We start from the raw sequence: 16,639 nt of genomic DNA, 5'->3' as shown, positions 1-16,639 counted from the left end.
ATTAAAATAAAAAAAAGCCTCCCATTTGGGAGGCTTTAAAAGTATAAAATATTTTTATATCTCTTCAAATTCCTGAGTTTCATCCGGTTTTGCACTTCTTACATTAATTGCATTACCATTAGCATCAACTACAAAAGCAACAAATTCCAGATTAGCAGCATTTTCTACATTAGCAGGTACAGCCACATTAAATGTTTTTGTGTATGTTTCACCTGTAGTAGTAACCCCGTTAATCGCTTCCCCTAAAAGAGGAGTGATACATTGTCTTAATACATGGTTGTGCTCAAAGTCTTCAATAACATCTACACCACCATAATAATCAGTATAATTATGTTGCTCGTAAATAAGTCCGTTTTCAAGGATGTATACAACCAGTTTAAGACCTTCAAAATCTTTGCTGAATTTAACGTTTACATCTAGAGCGATGTTACCGTTATTAACAGATGAAGTCATTGCAAGCCCAAGTTTAGGATTTTCTCCCTGTGTAAGTGCAATAGCCTGGTTTAGGTTATTAGGCTCAGGACTTTGCCATAAAGTCATTCTGTTCAGGTAACCTTTAGGGTATCCTGCAGTAGAAAGAAGCGCTTCTAGCTGTGATGTGTCATAATTATAAGGGTCATAATTAAGACTGTTAGGGTTAGAAGAAGGCCTGTGAATCGAAACAGCAACAGCTGTATGATTAGGTTCATCTGTTTGTGCTTTTACAAGCTCTATAGCATGTGCTACCCTTGGGCAGTATCCACACCATGTACCTGTGTAATCTTCAATAAGTACTCTTTTTACGAAGTTCGTTTCAGAGCCGTCGTGAAAATTAATGGTAACAGAGTTAGATTCAAGTCCTGCATAACTAGCCTTAACTTCATGTGTAGTATAAGTCTCAGATGTAAAAGTGTTTCCTTCAATAGGCTGATTGTCTACATAGATAGTTGAAGATTCTGTTATGTTTTCACCATTAGAATTTATAATGGTGAAAGTAATCAGTTCTCCGGCCTGTGTAGAAGATTTATCAGCAGTTAATGAAATAGAACCAATTGATTCCAGTACTGTGTAATCTGAAGTACAGCCTGCTACGATTAGCGCAATGAAAGTAAAAAATAAGAAGAAACGTTTCATTTTTATTTTAATAGTACAGTTTAAACTGTATTAGTTTTTAACAATTCTTACCTGAGAAGTTCTTTTGTCTTCTGTTGTAAAACGTGTAATGTATACACCTGAATTAAGAGCTGATAAGTCTACAGACTGTGCTCCTGTTTTTAGGTTAACAGTTTTAATAAGCTGGCCGTTTATAGCATAAACCTCCAGTGTAGTGTTAGCTGTAGTATTTAAATCAAAAGTGTTTTTTACTACAGTATTGTTGATGTTGATACCCATGTTTTGTAAAGAAGCAAAATCTTCAATACCCATTTGAGGCTCATATTTATACTGGAAAGATAAAAGAGCGTCGCCAACTTGGTTACCCTCCGCATCAACTTGTATGAATGACATGTTGTAAATAACTCCTGTACCATCATCACCCGGATAAGCGTTTATAAAATGATCACCTTCGTCATTTACTCCGCCTGGAGCAAGAGTAAGACCGCTGTTATCAGGGTTGTTTGGAGCAGCTGTGCCTTCAGAAACTGTATAGTAGCAGTATCCGCCAAAACAAAACTGTACTACACCGTCTTCGTTAGCTAAATTATCTCCGTTTTCAATAGAATCCATCTTAAGTTTAAGACTGATAGACTGGTTTGAAGTATTTTGTACCTGTAAGCGTAAATATCCTGCCTCAGCTCCTAATTCTTCATAAACAATAACATCTCCGTCATTAATTTGAGCATCATCGCTAAAAACAATTATAGATTGTGCCTGGGTTACAGCAGTAAGTAATAAAGCTGCTAAAACAATAATCTTTTTCATTTGGTTTATTTTTTTAAGAATGTGTGTTTTTTTAAGCAAAAAGGCTATCGGAAACGTAGCATTTCCGATAGCTTTTTTTGTAAGTTTAATAGTGTTATACTAATTATTTTATAACAACTTTCTCTACTCTTTCAGAGTTCTCACCATTTATTTTAGCAATGTAAAGACCTGTTTGAAGAGTGTTTAGGTTGATAGAATCACCATTATTGATGTTTTTAGCTGTAAATACAACTTTACCTTGTAAGTCTATAATTGTTACATCAACAGTTTCCTGTGTAGCAAAGTTTAAGATACCGCTTGTAGGGTTTGGATAGATAGCAAAGCTATCAGCAGCAAACTCTTCATTACCTAAAATGCCAGTTGTTTTAAAGTAAGCTGGCTCATAAAGCTGAACATAGTCACCATCATGCTCATAAATAATGTTAGTTAAGTCTGCAGGAGCACCAGAGTAAACTTTAAAGCCATAATTTGCAGGATTGCCAGCTTGATTTGGACCACTGTAGTCCATACCGTCACCATATGAATCATATACATAGAAATCATAGCAGTTGATGCCTTCAGGTAGAGTGATATCGTGTACCTGAGTTGTAAGTGCGAAAGGACCTCCACCAGCTGATGGTGCAGCATATTGCTGAATGTGAACAGCTTCACCGTTACTGTCTATTATAGCCCATAGTACATCTGCAGGATAGTAATCTAATTTAACTTCAACACGAATGTTGTTGAATGATTCTAAAGTTTCAGGGTTGTAAGCAACAGTAAATGAATCTGTTATTGTATATTCTTCGTCAGTACTATATGGAGCATTATTATTTACTTCAGTAAGTTCAGCTGTATAAGCTACACCTGCTGTAGTTAATGTCTGACCGTCAAACATTACTGTTTCTTCCTGTCCAGGAGCAATGTTTACATCAAAAGTTTGTGTTGCAACAACACTTCCTCCCTGTTTAAGGGCAACAGTTGCACTTGTAATGGTGCTTCCTAAGTTACCTATTGTTACAGGTACTCCTGCATCAGCATCACAAGTAAGTTTATTATATCCTTTTACTCTTGCAAAATCAGCAAGACCTTCTACAGTTGCATCACATACTGAGCTGATTTGAGATACTAATACATCAAGATCACCTCTGTTTATTGTAAATACTTTACCTGTATCTGGACAAATCATGAATACAGTTGGGTAAGCATTTATTTGGTAAGAGTTAGCTATCGAAGCATTATCGATAATAGGATATGGAGTTGTTCCTCCTTCTGTCCAGTCTCCCTGAGGAGGCCCTGCAGGTGAAGTACCGTTACCATAAATGTTTTCAAGTGGAGTACTTGCGTCTCCCTCTACGAATAATACTACAACCTCATCAGATCCGCCTGGTCCGTAAGTGTTGTATAAATCTGCTAGAGCATGAGATTGGTGAAAGCTCCAGCAAGGACCACACCAAGCAGCAGAGATATCCATAATAACGATTTTGCCCTCATTAAGGTATTCTGATAGTGTGTGTGTGCCTCCGTTAATGTCTGTGGCAGTAAAATCCGGCGCGGCTACATTATTAAGCTGAGCACTGGCAAACAGGCCGCTTAATAGAGTAACTCCTAAAAGTAAAGTTTTTTTCATGAATGATGGTAGTTTTAAGTTTGTGTTTCCACTTAATTGTCATTTAACAAAAAAATAATTTGGAAAATTTTTCCGAAAGTATACAAAAAATATTTACGGCAAAAAAAAAACAGCCAAAAAATGAACTTTGGCATCATTTTTAACAATATTAATAAAAAAAAGGTGTCAAAACTTTAATAATCAGTCTATTTCTCTACTAAATCGGTAGGGTTTTAGGTAATTTTTTAAGAAAAAAAGTTCTGATTACTGTTAAAAAATTTTTAATATTGCGACCTGACTGGAAAACTGTAAATTAATAAAAATCAAATCAGAATGAAAAAGATTCTAATGTTATTACTATTTCTTGGTTGTGCAGCTTATGCGCAAAAGGAGATGCCAAATGTGACTGTTAAATCGGCTGATAATAAAAGCTTTAACGTAAAAAACGATTTTTCTGAAAAAGATAAAATATATGTATTCTCTTTTTGGGCAACATGGTGTGCACCTTGTATTAAGGAGTTAGATGCTATAAATGAAAAATATGCGCAGTGGTCTAAAGAGCTTAATATGGAGGTTATTGCCATATCTGTAGACGATAGCCGTACACAAAAAAGGGTTAAACCATTACTTAACGGTAAAAAATGGCCTTACCAGGTTCTTTTAGATACTAATCAGGATTTAAAAAGAGCATTAGGTATAGTTAATGTTCCTTATACTGTTGTTGTAAAAAACAAAAAAGTAGTTTATGTACATAATGGTTACAGCCAGGGTGCAGAAGAGGAATTGTACAACCAGTTGAAGAAGTTGTAATCTGATGAGAAAAGTATTATTGCTGTTGTTGCCGTTATCTTTTAGTACATCTCTGTTTGCACAGGACGATACTGAAACTGAAACTGAAAAGAAAGATTACGGTAAAGTATATGGTAGTTTTGAGTCTAACTCTCAATGGTATCTTAATGATAAAGAGAGGAATCTTCAGCATCCTGAAGATCCATTTAGATCTAACAATTACCTATATGTAAATTATCAGTATAAAAAATGGACAGCAGGTATACAGGGTGAAGCCTATGAGCCTAATGCACTGCTTAATTATAACCCAGGTTTTAAAGGTACAAACGTAGGTACTTATTACTTAAGCTATAAGTCGGAAAAATTTGAAGCTACTGCCGGTTATTTTTATGAGCAGTTTGGTAGCGGATTACTTTTAAGAGCCTGGGAAGACCGTTCGTTAGGTATCAACACTGCGCTTCGTGGCGGAAGGATTGTTTACAGACCTAGTGATAATGTTAGGTTAACTGCCCTTTACGGTCAGCAACGAACAGGTTTTGACGTGTCTGACGGAAAGATTTACGGATTTGATTCTGATTTCAATCTTGACAAACTTCTTTCTTTTGAGGAATCTGACCTTTCCGTAGGGGTTAGCTATGTAGGTCGTTATGAGAAAACGTATATTCCTGATCCTAATTTTGACGAACTTACAAATGCTGTAGCGGGTAGGTTAAACTTTATTCACGGGTCTTTTTACCTTTCTACAGAGTATGACTATAAACAGAAAGATGCAGTACTAGATATCCAAAATAAGATAAACAATAATTTTATTAAATCTGGTAATGCTGTATTGCTTAACCTTGGTTATTCTGCAAACGGATTGGGTATTGATGCAACTCTTAGGAGGATGGAAAACATGAGTTTCCTTTCTGAAAGGGAACCAACAGTTGTAAATTCTGAGTCTACAAGTTTAAACTTTAATGATAGGGTGCTTAATTTTACGCCTGCTTTAACCAAGCAGCATCACTCTAATCTGGCTAATATCTATGTATATCAGGCACAGGCAAAAGTTGACTTTCAAAGCGATGCTATTATGAAAGCCGGAGAAACCGGAGGTCAGATAGATGTATTTTACGATTTTGCTCCTGAAAGTTTATTTGGAGGAAAATATGGTACTAACGTAGGTTTTAATGCTTCAAGTTGGTATAATCTTCCCGGAACTTACAGGCTTGTACCTTCTGAATACGATACTAAGTTCTTTGGTGTCGGTGAGAGGTATTATAGCGATATTAATTTAGAGGTGAAGAAAAAGCTTTCAGAAAGCTGGCATACAGGGTTCTATTATGTAAACCAATTCTACAATAAAGAATGGTTAGAGGGCGGTGAAAAGGTACATACTAACATAGTAGCTGCTGAGGCTACCTATAATTTTGATCCTTCAAAATCGATTCGTGTAGAAGGTGAGCACATGTGGGCCAATGCCGATTTTAAAAATTGGGTCGGTGGTACTGTAGAACTTAACCTTAACGATAAGTATTCCTTCTATGTATGGGATATTGTTAACTATGGGAACGATGATCCGGATAAAAGAAATAACTATTATAACTTTGGTGGTGCTTACCGTGTGGGGGCATCAAGGTTTGCTGTTAACTATGGTAGGCAGCGTGGTGGTCTTGTATGTGTGGGTGGTGTTTGCCGTTTTGTGCCGGAGAGTACAGGTTTCTCTTTTTCAATAAGTACAGCATTCTAAAATTACTATACTTTATATACTTATTTATATACTTAATTAAAAAGCCGCTTCAGTTACTGAGCGGCTTTTTTTATTCATTGAGCATTATTTTTAATGCGCTTTCATTTTATCAAAGGTTGTGTCTAACAGTTTCTTGATTTTGTCTAATGCACCGTCTATTGCTTTTTCAATAGTGTTAGCATGGTTGGTGGCAGCGACTGGCTGCATTCCGGCAATACGTGCTTCAATAGTACATTTTTTATCGGCATCGCCAGACTTGTGGCTGTTCTCGTCGCCTACATGAACTTCTATTCGGGTTACTTTGTCTTCAAAACGTTTAAGGGAGTTGGTAATTACTTCTCTAAAGTAAGTTTCCATTCTTTCATGTCCTTCAACATGGTTGTTTGTGTTTATCTGTATTTGCATAATTCTGAAATTTAAGGTTATTTCATTTTAAATATTTTTCCATCAAAAGACTGATGTACTATGCAATTTACGAAATAAAAGTAGATTGGCTGTTATCACATTTATTAAAAAAGATGTAAAAATATTTTGTAAATAATACCGATTGGTATAATTTTGTATTGTAGATTTTACACTAATGATGACTAAAGCAGAAAAGACAAGACAGTTTATAATTGAAAAAACGGCACCTATTTTTAACAGGAAGGGATATGCCGGAACTTCTCTTTCTGATATTACTGAGGCTACCGGATTAACCAAAGGAAGCATATACGGTAACTTTAAAAATAAGGACGAAGTGGCTATTGCTGCCTTTAATTATAATTTCGGATTGCTGTCTAAATGGATAAAGAAGAAAAGGGATAATGAGCCCGACCCGATTAAAAAACTAAAAATATATATTAGTGTTTTTTCAGACTTTACAGAGAACCCTGTATTGCGTTGGGGATGTCCTGTGCTTAATTCGGCAACAGAAGTAGATGATACACATGTAGACCTGCGTGATAATGTAGTTACTGCCATAAGAAAATGGCACGACAGTATTGTTAAGGTAATAAACGACGGTAAAAAAAGCGGTATTATTAAACCTGATGTTGATGCAACTGCTTTTGGGTGGGTACTTGTGGCACTTATAGAAGGAGGCGTTATGCTGGTTAAGGTTACCGGCAAAACAAATACGCTTAATGCAGCGATGGATCATGCCAAAAAAATAATTGATGAACTAGCGATATAAATTTTTTTATCCTAAAATATACCGATTGGTATAAAATTAAAATAAGATTATGAGAGATGTATTTATAGTGGCTGCAAAAAGAACCCCAATAGGCGGGTTTTTAGGTAGCCTTTCGGGTTTTACCGCAACGGAGTTAGGTAAAATTGCCATTGAGGGTATAATGAATGAAATAGAGTTTCCAAAAGACAAGGTAGACTCTGTGTATATGGGAAATGTGCTATCGGCAAATTTAGGTCAGTCTCCCGCAAGGCAGGCGGCAGTATTTGCCGGACTGCCGGTTGAGGCAGATGCCACAACGATAAACAAGGTATGTGCTTCGGGGCTAAAGGCTGTTATCACAGGAGCCCAACAAATACAGTTGGGGGCTGATAATTCGGTTGTGGCAGGAGGAATGGAAAGCATGAGTAATGTACCCCACTATATAACCCAGCGCAAGAGCACCAAACTTGGTAATACGGAAGTTATAGACGGTTTATTAAAAGATGGCCTGACCGATGTTTACAATGGCTTTCACATGGGGAACGCGGCAGAGATTTGTGCCAGGGAATACCATCTGTCAAGGGAAAATCAGGATGCTTATGCCTTACAGTCTTATGAAAAGGCCGCAACAGCATTTAGTCAGGGTAAGTTTAATAAGGAAATAATCCCGGTTACGGTTAATGGAACGACAATTTCGGCAGACGAGGATGTTTATAAACTTATTCCGGAAAAGGTAGCCAAACTAAAACCTGTTTTTGAAGAAGGAGGTACTATTACAGCTGCTAATGCCAGTAACCTTAATGACGGAGCTGCTGCCTTATTATTAGTTTCTGAAGAAATGGTAAAGGAGTATAACCTGAAACCACTGGCAAAGATTAAAGGTTATGCAGATGCTGCCCAGGCACCCGAATGGTTTACCACATCGCCGGCAATAGCTATTCCTAAAGCGTTAGAGCAGGCAGGACTTACCAAAGAGGATATTGATTATTATGAAATTAATGAAGCCTATGCTGCAGTAATACTGGCAAACAGTAAAATTCTGGATATAGATATGGATAAGATAAATGTTTATGGAGGTGGTGTGGCTATGGGACACCCTATAGGGGCATCGGGAGCAAGGATAGTGGTAACGCTTTTATCGGTACTTAAACAGGAAGGCGGTAAATATGGTGTTGCTGCAATTTGTAACGGAGGCGGAGGAGCTTCTGCATTAGTAATTGAAAATTTACAGTAATATGGAAAAGGCATCAGAATTCCTGAAACAGTTTTTAGGTAAAACAGTAGAGAACTCGCCATCGGCTTTTATGAATTGGTTAAATCCGGTTATGGTAGCTGTGCAGCCTGAAAGTCTCACTTTTCAGTATACGGTAAGAAAAGAAATGACCAATCCGTTCGGGATACTCCATGGTGGGGTAACGGCAGCTATGATAGATGATGCCATAGGGGCAACTTTTATAAGTATGGGCGAACCCTATTATCATATAACTGTAAATCTGGCTGTAGACTATTTTGCTTCGGCTCGAGAAGGGGATATTATTACAGCGACATCAACAGTGATAAAAAAAGGAAAGCAGATTGTAAATGCACAGTGTGAGATATGGAATGAAGACCATACCAAGCTCATAGCAAGAGGCTATACCAATCTGATAAAAACCGAAATAAAATAAGTGTATGAAAAAAGTAGCCATAACAGGACTTGGTGCCATTACCCCGTTGGGTAATTCGGTAGAAGAGTTCTGGCAGAATATAATAGCGGGTAAAAGTGGTGCGGGACCTATAACAAAGTTTGATGCCTCTAAGTTTAAAACGCAGTTTGCCTGTGAGGTTAAGAGTTTTAGCCCGGAAGATTATTTAGAGCGCAAGGAGATAAAGAAATACGATCTTTTTACCCAATATGCCATAGCTGCCACTGATGAAGCAATACAGGATGCAGGCTTGGATTTCGGAACAATGACACAGGAACAGCGATTTGATGTAGGTGTTATTTGGGCTTCGGGTAACGGCGGTATAGGTACGTTTGAGGAGCAGCTGGATGAGTTTCATAAAGGAGATGGTACCCCGCGTTTCAATCCGTTTTTTATCCCTAAGATGATTGTGGATATTGCAGCAGGGGTTATCTCTATACGTAATGGTTTACACGGACCTAATTATGCTACGGTTTCTGCCTGTGCCTCATCAAACACGGCGCTAATTGCTGCTTATGATGCCATTAGGCTGGGCAGGGCAAACATTATGATAGCGGGAGGTAGTGAAGCAGCTATAACTCCTGCTTCTATTGGTGGTTTTAATGCTTCTCAGGCACTTTCAAAACGAAATGATGATCCACAGGGAGCCTCAAGGCCTTTTGATGCAAACAGAGATGGGTTTGTTGCCGGAGAAGGTGCAGGCGCCCTTATATTGGAGGAATGGGAACATGCTGTTAGCCGTGGTGCAAAAATATATGCAGAACTTACCGGGGGCGGTATGGCTGCAGACGCTTATCATTTAACAGCTACCCCTGCCGATGGTATAGGTGCATTGCTGGGTATGCAAAAAGCCCTTAATGATGCAGGGCTTACACCCGATAAGATAGACTATATCAATACCCATGCTACATCTACTCCGTTAGGAGATATAAGTGAGCTTGTAGCGGTTAAAACGCTTTTTGGTAATCATACTCCGGCTATAAGTGCCACAAAATCCATGACGGGGCATTTACTGGGTGCTGCCGGCGCCATAGAAAGTATTATAAGTGTACTGGCTATACAAAATAATATTATCCCTCCTACAATCAATACACAAAACATTGACAGTGCAATCCCTTCGGGGCTCAATATAATTACACAGCAGGCCGTAAAAACCAAAGTGAATTATGTACTTAACAACACTTTTGGCTTTGGAGGGCATACAGCCAGTACCATTTTTAAGAAAGTTTAATTAATAATCCCAAATACTTTTATATATGAAAACAACAGGAAATACCATTTTAATAACCGGCGGGAGTGCCGGTATAGGTTTTGAAATTGCAAGACAGTTTGTACAGCAGGGCAACAAGGTGATAATTACAGGAAGAGATGCAGCAAGGCTTGAAAAAGCAAAAGCAGAATTAGGCAATGTAACCGCAATACAGTTTGATGTTACCAGTGCAGCTGATGTGGATGCTCTTACCGAAAGGATAAAAGCAGAATTCCCTGAGCTGAATATCCTTATCAATAATGCAGGTAGGGCACTTATACATAACCTGGCGGAATCAAGGTCGTATGATATAGCGGTGGACGAAATGACAACCAATTACTTTTCGGTACTTCGACTTACCGATAAACTTCTGCCATTGCTAAAAGAACAAAATGAGGCGGCTGTACTTAATGTATCTTCGGTAGTAGCTTATGTTCCAACACAACACCTGCCAACTTATGCGGCCTCAAAAGCCGCGCTTCATTCGTATACAACATCATTGCGTTTGGCCTTAACAGGAACTTCAGTTAAGGTGTTTGAGCTGATGCCTCCTCTAGTGAACACTGAACTTTCTAAAGAGATAGGGGGAGAGAATGGCATTGCTCCGTCAGTAGTGGCAGAGGATGTGCTGGATGCCATTGCAGGAAACAGGTATGAGATACGTACCGGGCAAACAGAAGATGTTTATCAATTAAGCCTTGCCAATCCGGCTGAGGCTCTAAAAGTTATGAATACGGTGGCTTAAAGCTTTCTGAATATTTAATTGTGCAAAGCCAACATTTTATGTGTTGGCTTTTGTTTTTCAGATAATTATGTTAATATAATCTTTAATAGATTCTATAAGCCTGCTTGTTTTTCTAACTTTATCCGTCAACTTTTAAAAATACACGCCCAATGAATTTTTCTAATCTTGACACTAACCTCATAAAATTTATTGCAATAAGTGTAGTAGGTTTGGTAATTGTCTTTACTATAGTTTTTTATGTACTAAAAAAGGTAGGTAAAAACCCTAAAAACATACTTCCTGTAAATTTTGCCCATCGCATAAAAATTCCGCTGGTTCTTTTTATAGCTGCGCTTGCCCTGCGAATAGGCGTAGCCAGTGATGTTTTTAACGAGAAAGCCTCTAAGGCAATAGCGCATATCGGGACACTATTGTTTATACTAAGTGTTACGTGGTTCCTAATAATTTTTGTGAAAGTGCTTAAGGCAAGCTTTGTAAAGAAGTATGACATCTCGGTGTCGGATAATCTTACCGCTCGCCGGGTATATACACAATTCTCCATACTGGAAAGGGTGGTGGTCTTTCTTATTATTGTATGTGCCATAGGAGTGGCACTTATGAGCTTTGAAAGCATACGGTCTATAGGGGTGAGTTTCCTGACCTCGGCAGGTATAGCAGGTATCATTATTGGTTTTTCGGCACAAAAAGCATTAGGGACATTATTGGCGGGTATTCAGATAGCGATTACCCAACCCATAAGGCTGGACGATGTGGTTATTGTAGAAGGCGAATGGGGCAGGATAGAGGAGATTACCTTAACCTATGTGGTAGTAAAGATTTGGGATAAACGCAGGCTGGTGGTGCCCACGCCTTATTTTATAGAAAAACCCTTCCAGAACTGGACACGGAACTCGGCAGAGATATTAGGGACTGTATTTATTTATACCGATTTTCAGGTGGAAGTAGATAAGTTACGAACAGAACTAACAAGGCTGTTGGAAGGTTCTGATTTATGGGACGGACAGGTAAATGTGCTTCAGGTTACCGATGCCCGCGAAAGGGTAATGGAAATAAGGGCGCTTATGAGTTCTAAAGATTCCTCCATTTCCTGGGATTTGAGGGTATATGTCAGGGAAAAGCTTATTGAATTTATACAGAAAAATTATCCGGACAGCCTCCCGAGAACCCGTATAGCACTAAAAGAAGAGCCTAAAGGAGTAGATACTAATAATGATGAATAAAAAAGCCCCTGAAAAGGGGCTTTTTATATTACTTAAGTTCTTTTGTAACGATTTGTAATGTTTCGCGGCTTAGCTGTCTTACTAAAACTTCTCTGTTTTTAGTAACTGCATCGGCCGATTTGTCGTTAAAGTGACGGATGGTATATAATGATACGTCATCATTGTAAGTCACTTTAAATTTCTTAGAAAGAATTGTTTTAAGCTCGTTAAAGTTGCCAAACTTGTCGTCTACACATACAGAGAAACTGATGGCAGAGTTCTGGATAAGGTGCACTTTCATTTTGTATTTATGCAGCAGGCTGAAAATCTCACTGATGTTTTCTTCCATAATAAAAGAGAAATCAAGAGAAGACAGCGATATAAGCAGCTGATCTTTCTTAACGATAAAGCACGATGTTTGCGGCTCTAAATCAGCGCCTTTGCTTACGCTTGTTCCCGGTAATAACGGGTTGATAAACGATTTTACATAAAGAGGGATTTCCTTTTTTTGTAACGGTTGCAGTGTTTTAGGGTGAATAACCGAAGCTCCGTAAAATGCCAGCTCAATAGCCTCACGGTATGAAATCTGATTGAGCAGGGTAGTGTTTTCAAAATACCTTGGGTCGGCATTAAGTACACCCGGAACGTCTTTCCATATCGTTACGCTTTCTGCATTAAGGCAGTAAGCAAATATAGCGGCACTGTAGTCAGATCCTTCCCTTCCCAGTGTGGTTGTAAAGCTGTTTTCGTCAGACCCTAAGAAACCCTGAGTAATGTTAAGCGTTTTCTTTTTAATTCCTTTTTTAATGTTTTGTTGTGTCTGTTCCCAGTCAACAACCGCGTCACGATAGGTGTTGTCGGTTTTAATAAGCTCCCTTACATCTACCCACTGGTTTTTAAGTCCGCTGTGGTTAAAGAAGTGGCTTACTATGGTAGTAGAGATAATCTCTCCCATACTAACAACCTGATCGTAAACAAAGTTGTAGTTAGGCGACTTATTATGCTCAAGAAAATATTCAAGATCTTTAAAAAGAGTATTCACAGCAGTAAAAACCGCATGGTTTTCGTCGTCAAAAAGGTCTAGAAGTATTTGGTTATGATACTTCTTCACTTCCTGAATAGATGCCTTCAGTTCGGCCGACTTGTCAAAATAGTTCCTGACAACAACCTCCATGGCGTTAGTGGTTTTACCCATGGCAGAAATAACAACAAGCACATCTTCATGCCCTACTTTCTGCAAAACATCATATACATTTTTAATGCCGTCAGCATCTTTTACCGACGCACCTCCAAATTTAAATACTCTCATAAATTAAGTGTAAACTTTGTAATTCCTTCTTCGTCCATCTGCACTGTTAGCCAGTCCTGAAAAACTGTTGCTCCGGATCGTTCATAAAAATCGATGGCATGCTGGTTCCAGTTTAAAACCGCCCATTCCACACGGCGAACGCCTTCCTGTTTGGCAAACTTTATAACTTCTTTATAAAGCGCACTTCCGGCACCCGTACCGCGATGATTTTCTTTTACGATAAGATCTTCCAGGTGTATGGTTTTTCCTTTCCAGGTAGAATAACGGTAATAAAACAGCGCCATGCCTATAATCTCGTTGTCTTTTTCGGCAACAAAGGTTTTAAACAGGGGGTTAGGGCCAAAGCCGTCTTTTACCAGTTCGTCAACAGTTACTACCACCGCATCAGGTTCCTTTTCAAATACTGCAAGTTCTTTTATAAGTTCCAGTGCGGCAGGCATGTCCTCTTTTTGTCCTTTTCGGATAACCATAAGCAAAATTTGAGGCAAAAATACATTCTATTTAGCTATCTTATAATAAATTATTATCATATCACAAAAATATCGATATTTGTGCCCTCAACACAACTACAACGTTATAGTAATGGAAGAACGCAACAAGACACTGGGGGAATTTATAATTGAAAAGCAGGAAGAATTCAAGTATTCTTCGGGCGAGCTGTCAAGACTTATTAACTCGATACGATTAGCTGCAAAAGTGGTTAATTATAAGGTAAATAAGGCAGGACTGGTAGATATTGTAGGTGCTTTTGGTGAACAGAATGTACAGGGTGAAGACCAGCAGAAGCTTGATGTTTATGCTAACGAAACTTTTATGCAGACGCTTGTAAACCGTGAAATTGTTTGCGGTATAGCCTCTGAAGAGAATGATGACTTTATAACAATTAAAGGTAAAGATGAATCTAATAATAACAAGTATGTGGTGCTTATGGACCCGCTTGACGGTTCATCTAACATAGATGTGAACGTATCGGTAGGTACAATCTTCTCGGTTTACAGAAGGGTAACGCCGGTAGGCACACCTGTAACCATAGAAGATTTCCTTCAGCCGGGGGTTAACCAGGTAGCTGCGGGCTATGTAATTTACGGTACATCTACCATGCTTGTTTATACTACAGGGCACGGGGTAAACGGATTTACCTTAAACCCTGCAATAGGTACTTTTTACCTTTCGCACCCTAATATGCAGTTTCCTAAAGACGGGAACATTTATTCAATAAACGAAGGAAACTATGTTCATTTCCCTCAGGGAGTGAAAGACTATATCAAATACTGCCAGACAGAAGAGGAAGACAGACCTTATACATCAAGGTACATTGGTAGTCTTGTGTCTGACATTCATCGCAATATGATTAAAGGCGGTATATATATTTACCCAACCAGTTCTAAGGCGCCTTCAGGGAAGTTGAGACTGCTGTATGAGTGCAACCCTATGGCTTATTTAGCAGAACAGGCCGGAGGCAAGGCTTCAGACGGGTTTAACAGGATAATGGAAATAAAGCCAACCGAACTGCATCAGCGAGTTCCGTTCTTTTGCGGAAGCTACAATATGGTGGAAAAGGCAGAAGAGTTTATGGCAAAATATAAGTAATAAAAAAAGCCCCGGTTTCGGGGCTTTTTTTATTTATTCATGTGTTGCATTTCGTAAAGGAAAGTGTCAAGATCTACATTAAGAACTAAAAGCGAAAGGGCCTTATCTACAATGTAGTGTACGTTACCCGGTGTAAAACCTAATGCAAGGGCAAAACGGGTAAGTATTTCTTTTTGTTTTGGTCCAAGTATATGGTCAGCATAAACCATTCTTGACAGGTCATACAAACGCTCCAGCCTGTGTACATGCAGGTAAGGAGGGTTGATAGGGTACTTTAACGGGTTAGCCATTATTTCCTGATATTCATCTTCTGAAATCTCCAGTTGTTTTGCAAGTTTATCAAGAAACGTTTTCTCTTCAGGACTTAGGTGTCCGTTCTCCATAGCTACTCTTACAATAGCCGAAAAGTGACCTTTATTCCTGTTTTTAAAGCCGCTATCAAATAAATCTGAAATTGACATAATTCTCTATGTATTATATATTTTGAGCAAATATAATTCTATATTTTATCTCCTTTAAAATTTTTTTAAAAGTTTTTGGCAATAATATGCCGTTATGGCGTTTTTGCAGTAAGGTATTTTATAAAAATTGATGTAAGTTTACGGCTTGCAAACACTAAAATTACTATGTCAGAATTTCAGTTATATTTTCAGCAGGGACTGTACCACGTGCTTGATATTTATGCATACGACCATATACTTTTTATCGTAGCACTAACCGTGCCATACGTATTTAAAGACTGGAAGAATGTGTTGCTGCTGGTAACATTGTTTACCATAGGGCACAGTATGTCGCTTATACTTTCGGTATACGATATTATCCATGTAAACGGAAAGCTTGTGGAATTCCTCATTCCGGTAACAATACTCATAACTGCTCTGTATAATATATTCAGGGCAAATAAGTCGGGTAAAAAGGACAGTGTAAACTTCCTTGCTTTTACCACTTTATTTTTCGGGATTATACACGGGCTTGGTTTTTCAAGCTATTTTAAAATGCTGGTAGCAAACAATCATGACGATAAACTGTTGCCCTTAATGGAGTTTGCCTTAGGTATAGAGGTGGCACAGGTTATTATTGTGCTAATAGTACTTATTCTTTCATGGGCGGTACAAACTTTTTTCCGTTTCTCGTTAAGAGACTGGATACTGGTTACCTGTTCGTTTGTGGCGGGAGTGGTTGTGCCTATGATAATTAACAACAGAATTTGGTAAGGATAGAATGCATAAAAAACGTCAAAAAAGCTTAAATTTGACTGTATGCTTTAAAGATGAAGGATAAAAAATTAAACAAATACGATAAGGCTTATTTAAGGATAGCCAGAGAGTGGGGCCAGCTGTCTTATTGTGAAAGAAAGAAAGTTGGTGCAATTATTGTAAAGGACAGGATGATAATATCAGACGGGTACAACGGTACACCATCGGGGTTTGAAAACTGCTGTGAAGATGAAGAAGGCCTTACTAAATGGTATGTACTGCATGCTGAGGCCAATGCTATTTTAAAAGTAGCACGTTCTACCCAGTCCTGTGAAGGGGCAACCTTATACATAACCATGTCGCCCTGTAAAGACTGTAGTAAACTTATACATCAGTCGGGTATAAAAAGGGTGGTTTATCAAAGCGGCTATAAAGACAATTCGGGTATCGATTTCCTGATAAGAGCAGGAGTTGAAGTCGTGCACATTCCCGATCTAGATTCATAATA

At 38.4% G+C, this 16,639-nt stretch carries 18 protein-coding genes; 11 read left to right on the top strand and 7 right to left on the bottom strand.

What is annotated here, in order from left to right:
* Positions 1-54: 54 nt before the first annotated feature.
* From FUA48_RS02340 to FUA48_RS02330, 3 genes are all read right to left on the bottom strand, one after another.
* Complete coding sequence (locus FUA48_RS02340) at positions 55-1,113, bottom strand: Omp28-related outer membrane protein (protein WP_147581937.1); 1,059 nt, start codon at positions 1,111-1,113, stop codon at positions 55-57.
* Between the two features lie 30 nt (positions 1,114-1,143).
* A complete protein-coding gene (locus FUA48_RS02335; RefSeq protein ID WP_147581936.1) occupies positions 1,144-1,899 on the bottom strand; it encodes a T9SS type A sorting domain-containing protein in 756 nt (251 codons plus the stop codon).
* 103 nt (positions 1,900-2,002) lie between these two features.
* Positions 2,003-3,508, bottom strand: a complete 1,506-nt coding sequence (locus tag FUA48_RS02330) for a T9SS type A sorting domain-containing protein (protein ID WP_147581935.1) — start codon at positions 3,506-3,508, stop codon at positions 2,003-2,005.
* 312 nt (positions 3,509-3,820) lie between these two features.
* Here FUA48_RS02330 and FUA48_RS02325 point away from each other — a divergent pair, with 312 nt between their 5' ends.
* Together FUA48_RS02325 and FUA48_RS02320 are read left to right on the top strand one after the other, a co-directional pair.
* Positions 3,821-4,297 (top strand): TlpA family protein disulfide reductase, encoded by a 477-nt coding sequence (locus FUA48_RS02325; protein ID WP_147581934.1) that lies wholly within the window; start codon positions 3,821-3,823, stop codon positions 4,295-4,297.
* 4 nt (positions 4,298-4,301) lie between these two features.
* Positions 4,302-6,005, top strand: coding sequence for a DUF6029 family protein (locus tag FUA48_RS02320; RefSeq protein WP_147581933.1), 1,704 nt, complete (start codon positions 4,302-4,304; stop codon positions 6,003-6,005).
* Positions 6,006-6,095: 90 nt separating this feature from the next.
* On the opposite strand, the gene FUA48_RS02315 is transcribed toward FUA48_RS02320, so the two are convergent.
* The gene (locus FUA48_RS02315; protein ID WP_147581932.1) at positions 6,096-6,410 is read right to left on the bottom strand and encodes an HPF/RaiA family ribosome-associated protein; all 315 of its coding nucleotides are present in this window, start codon (positions 6,408-6,410) and stop codon (positions 6,096-6,098) included.
* A gap of 175 nt (positions 6,411-6,585) precedes the next feature.
* Here FUA48_RS02315 and FUA48_RS02310 point away from each other — a divergent pair, with 175 nt between their 5' ends.
* The 6 genes from FUA48_RS02310 to FUA48_RS02285 all read left to right on the top strand — a co-directional run bounded on the left by FUA48_RS02310 (position 6,586) and on the right by FUA48_RS02285 (position 12,057).
* A complete protein-coding gene (locus FUA48_RS02310) occupies positions 6,586-7,179 on the top strand; it encodes a TetR/AcrR family transcriptional regulator (protein WP_240732527.1) in 594 nt (197 codons plus the stop codon).
* Between the two features lie 49 nt (positions 7,180-7,228).
* Positions 7,229-8,392 (top strand): acetyl-CoA C-acyltransferase, encoded by a 1,164-nt coding sequence (locus FUA48_RS02305; RefSeq protein ID WP_147581931.1) that lies wholly within the window; start codon positions 7,229-7,231, stop codon positions 8,390-8,392.
* Position 8,393: 1 nt separating this feature from the next.
* The gene (locus FUA48_RS02300) at positions 8,394-8,825 is read left to right on the top strand and encodes a PaaI family thioesterase (protein ID WP_147581930.1); all 432 of its coding nucleotides are present in this window, start codon (positions 8,394-8,396) and stop codon (positions 8,823-8,825) included.
* 4 nt (positions 8,826-8,829) lie between these two features.
* Complete coding sequence (gene fabF / locus FUA48_RS02295; RefSeq protein ID WP_147581929.1) at positions 8,830-10,074, top strand: beta-ketoacyl-ACP synthase II; 1,245 nt, start codon at positions 8,830-8,832, stop codon at positions 10,072-10,074.
* 25 nt (positions 10,075-10,099) lie between these two features.
* The gene (locus tag FUA48_RS02290) at positions 10,100-10,837 is read left to right on the top strand and encodes an SDR family oxidoreductase (protein ID WP_147581928.1); all 738 of its coding nucleotides are present in this window, start codon (positions 10,100-10,102) and stop codon (positions 10,835-10,837) included.
* Positions 10,838-10,986: 149 nt separating this feature from the next.
* On the top strand, positions 10,987-12,057 hold the full coding sequence (locus FUA48_RS02285; protein WP_147581927.1) for a mechanosensitive ion channel family protein: 1,071 nt from the start codon (positions 10,987-10,989) through the stop codon (positions 12,055-12,057).
* A gap of 28 nt (positions 12,058-12,085) precedes the next feature.
* On the opposite strand, the gene FUA48_RS02280 is transcribed toward FUA48_RS02285, so the two are convergent.
* The gene (locus tag FUA48_RS02280; RefSeq protein ID WP_147581926.1) at positions 12,086-13,345 is read right to left on the bottom strand and encodes an aspartate kinase; all 1,260 of its coding nucleotides are present in this window, start codon (positions 13,343-13,345) and stop codon (positions 12,086-12,088) included.
* A complete protein-coding gene (locus FUA48_RS02275; RefSeq protein WP_147581925.1) occupies positions 13,342-13,815 on the bottom strand; it encodes a GNAT family N-acetyltransferase in 474 nt (157 codons plus the stop codon). The genes FUA48_RS02280 and FUA48_RS02275 overlap by 4 nt, the downstream gene beginning before the upstream one ends.
* A gap of 112 nt (positions 13,816-13,927) precedes the next feature.
* Here FUA48_RS02275 and fbp point away from each other — a divergent pair, with 112 nt between their 5' ends.
* Positions 13,928-14,935 carry a class 1 fructose-bisphosphatase gene (gene fbp / locus FUA48_RS02270; protein ID WP_147581924.1) on the top strand — a complete coding sequence of 336 codons (1,008 nt, stop codon included), beginning with the start codon at positions 13,928-13,930 and terminating at the stop codon, positions 14,933-14,935.
* A gap of 29 nt (positions 14,936-14,964) precedes the next feature.
* Here the strand turns inward: fbp and FUA48_RS02265 are convergent, their stop codons facing one another.
* Entirely contained in the window at positions 14,965-15,396 is a 432-nt protein-coding gene (locus FUA48_RS02265) for a tellurite resistance TerB family protein (protein WP_129752165.1), read from the bottom strand.
* Positions 15,397-15,561: 165 nt separating this feature from the next.
* On the opposite strand from FUA48_RS02265, the gene FUA48_RS02260 reads away from it, so the two are divergent.
* On the top strand, positions 15,562-16,149 hold the full coding sequence (locus FUA48_RS02260; protein WP_147581923.1) for a HupE/UreJ family protein: 588 nt from the start codon (positions 15,562-15,564) through the stop codon (positions 16,147-16,149).
* Positions 16,150-16,205: 56 nt separating this feature from the next.
* A complete protein-coding gene (locus tag FUA48_RS02255; RefSeq protein WP_129752163.1) occupies positions 16,206-16,637 on the top strand; it encodes a deoxycytidylate deaminase in 432 nt (143 codons plus the stop codon).
* The last annotated feature ends 2 nt before the right edge of the window (positions 16,638-16,639 follow it).

The organism is Flavobacterium alkalisoli, assembly GCF_008000935.1.
Lineage (GTDB): Bacteria > Bacteroidota > Bacteroidia > Flavobacteriales > Flavobacteriaceae > Flavobacterium > Flavobacterium alkalisoli.
The sequence above is the reverse complement of the archived record's forward strand: the minus strand, read 5'-3'. Positions and strand labels throughout refer to the sequence as shown.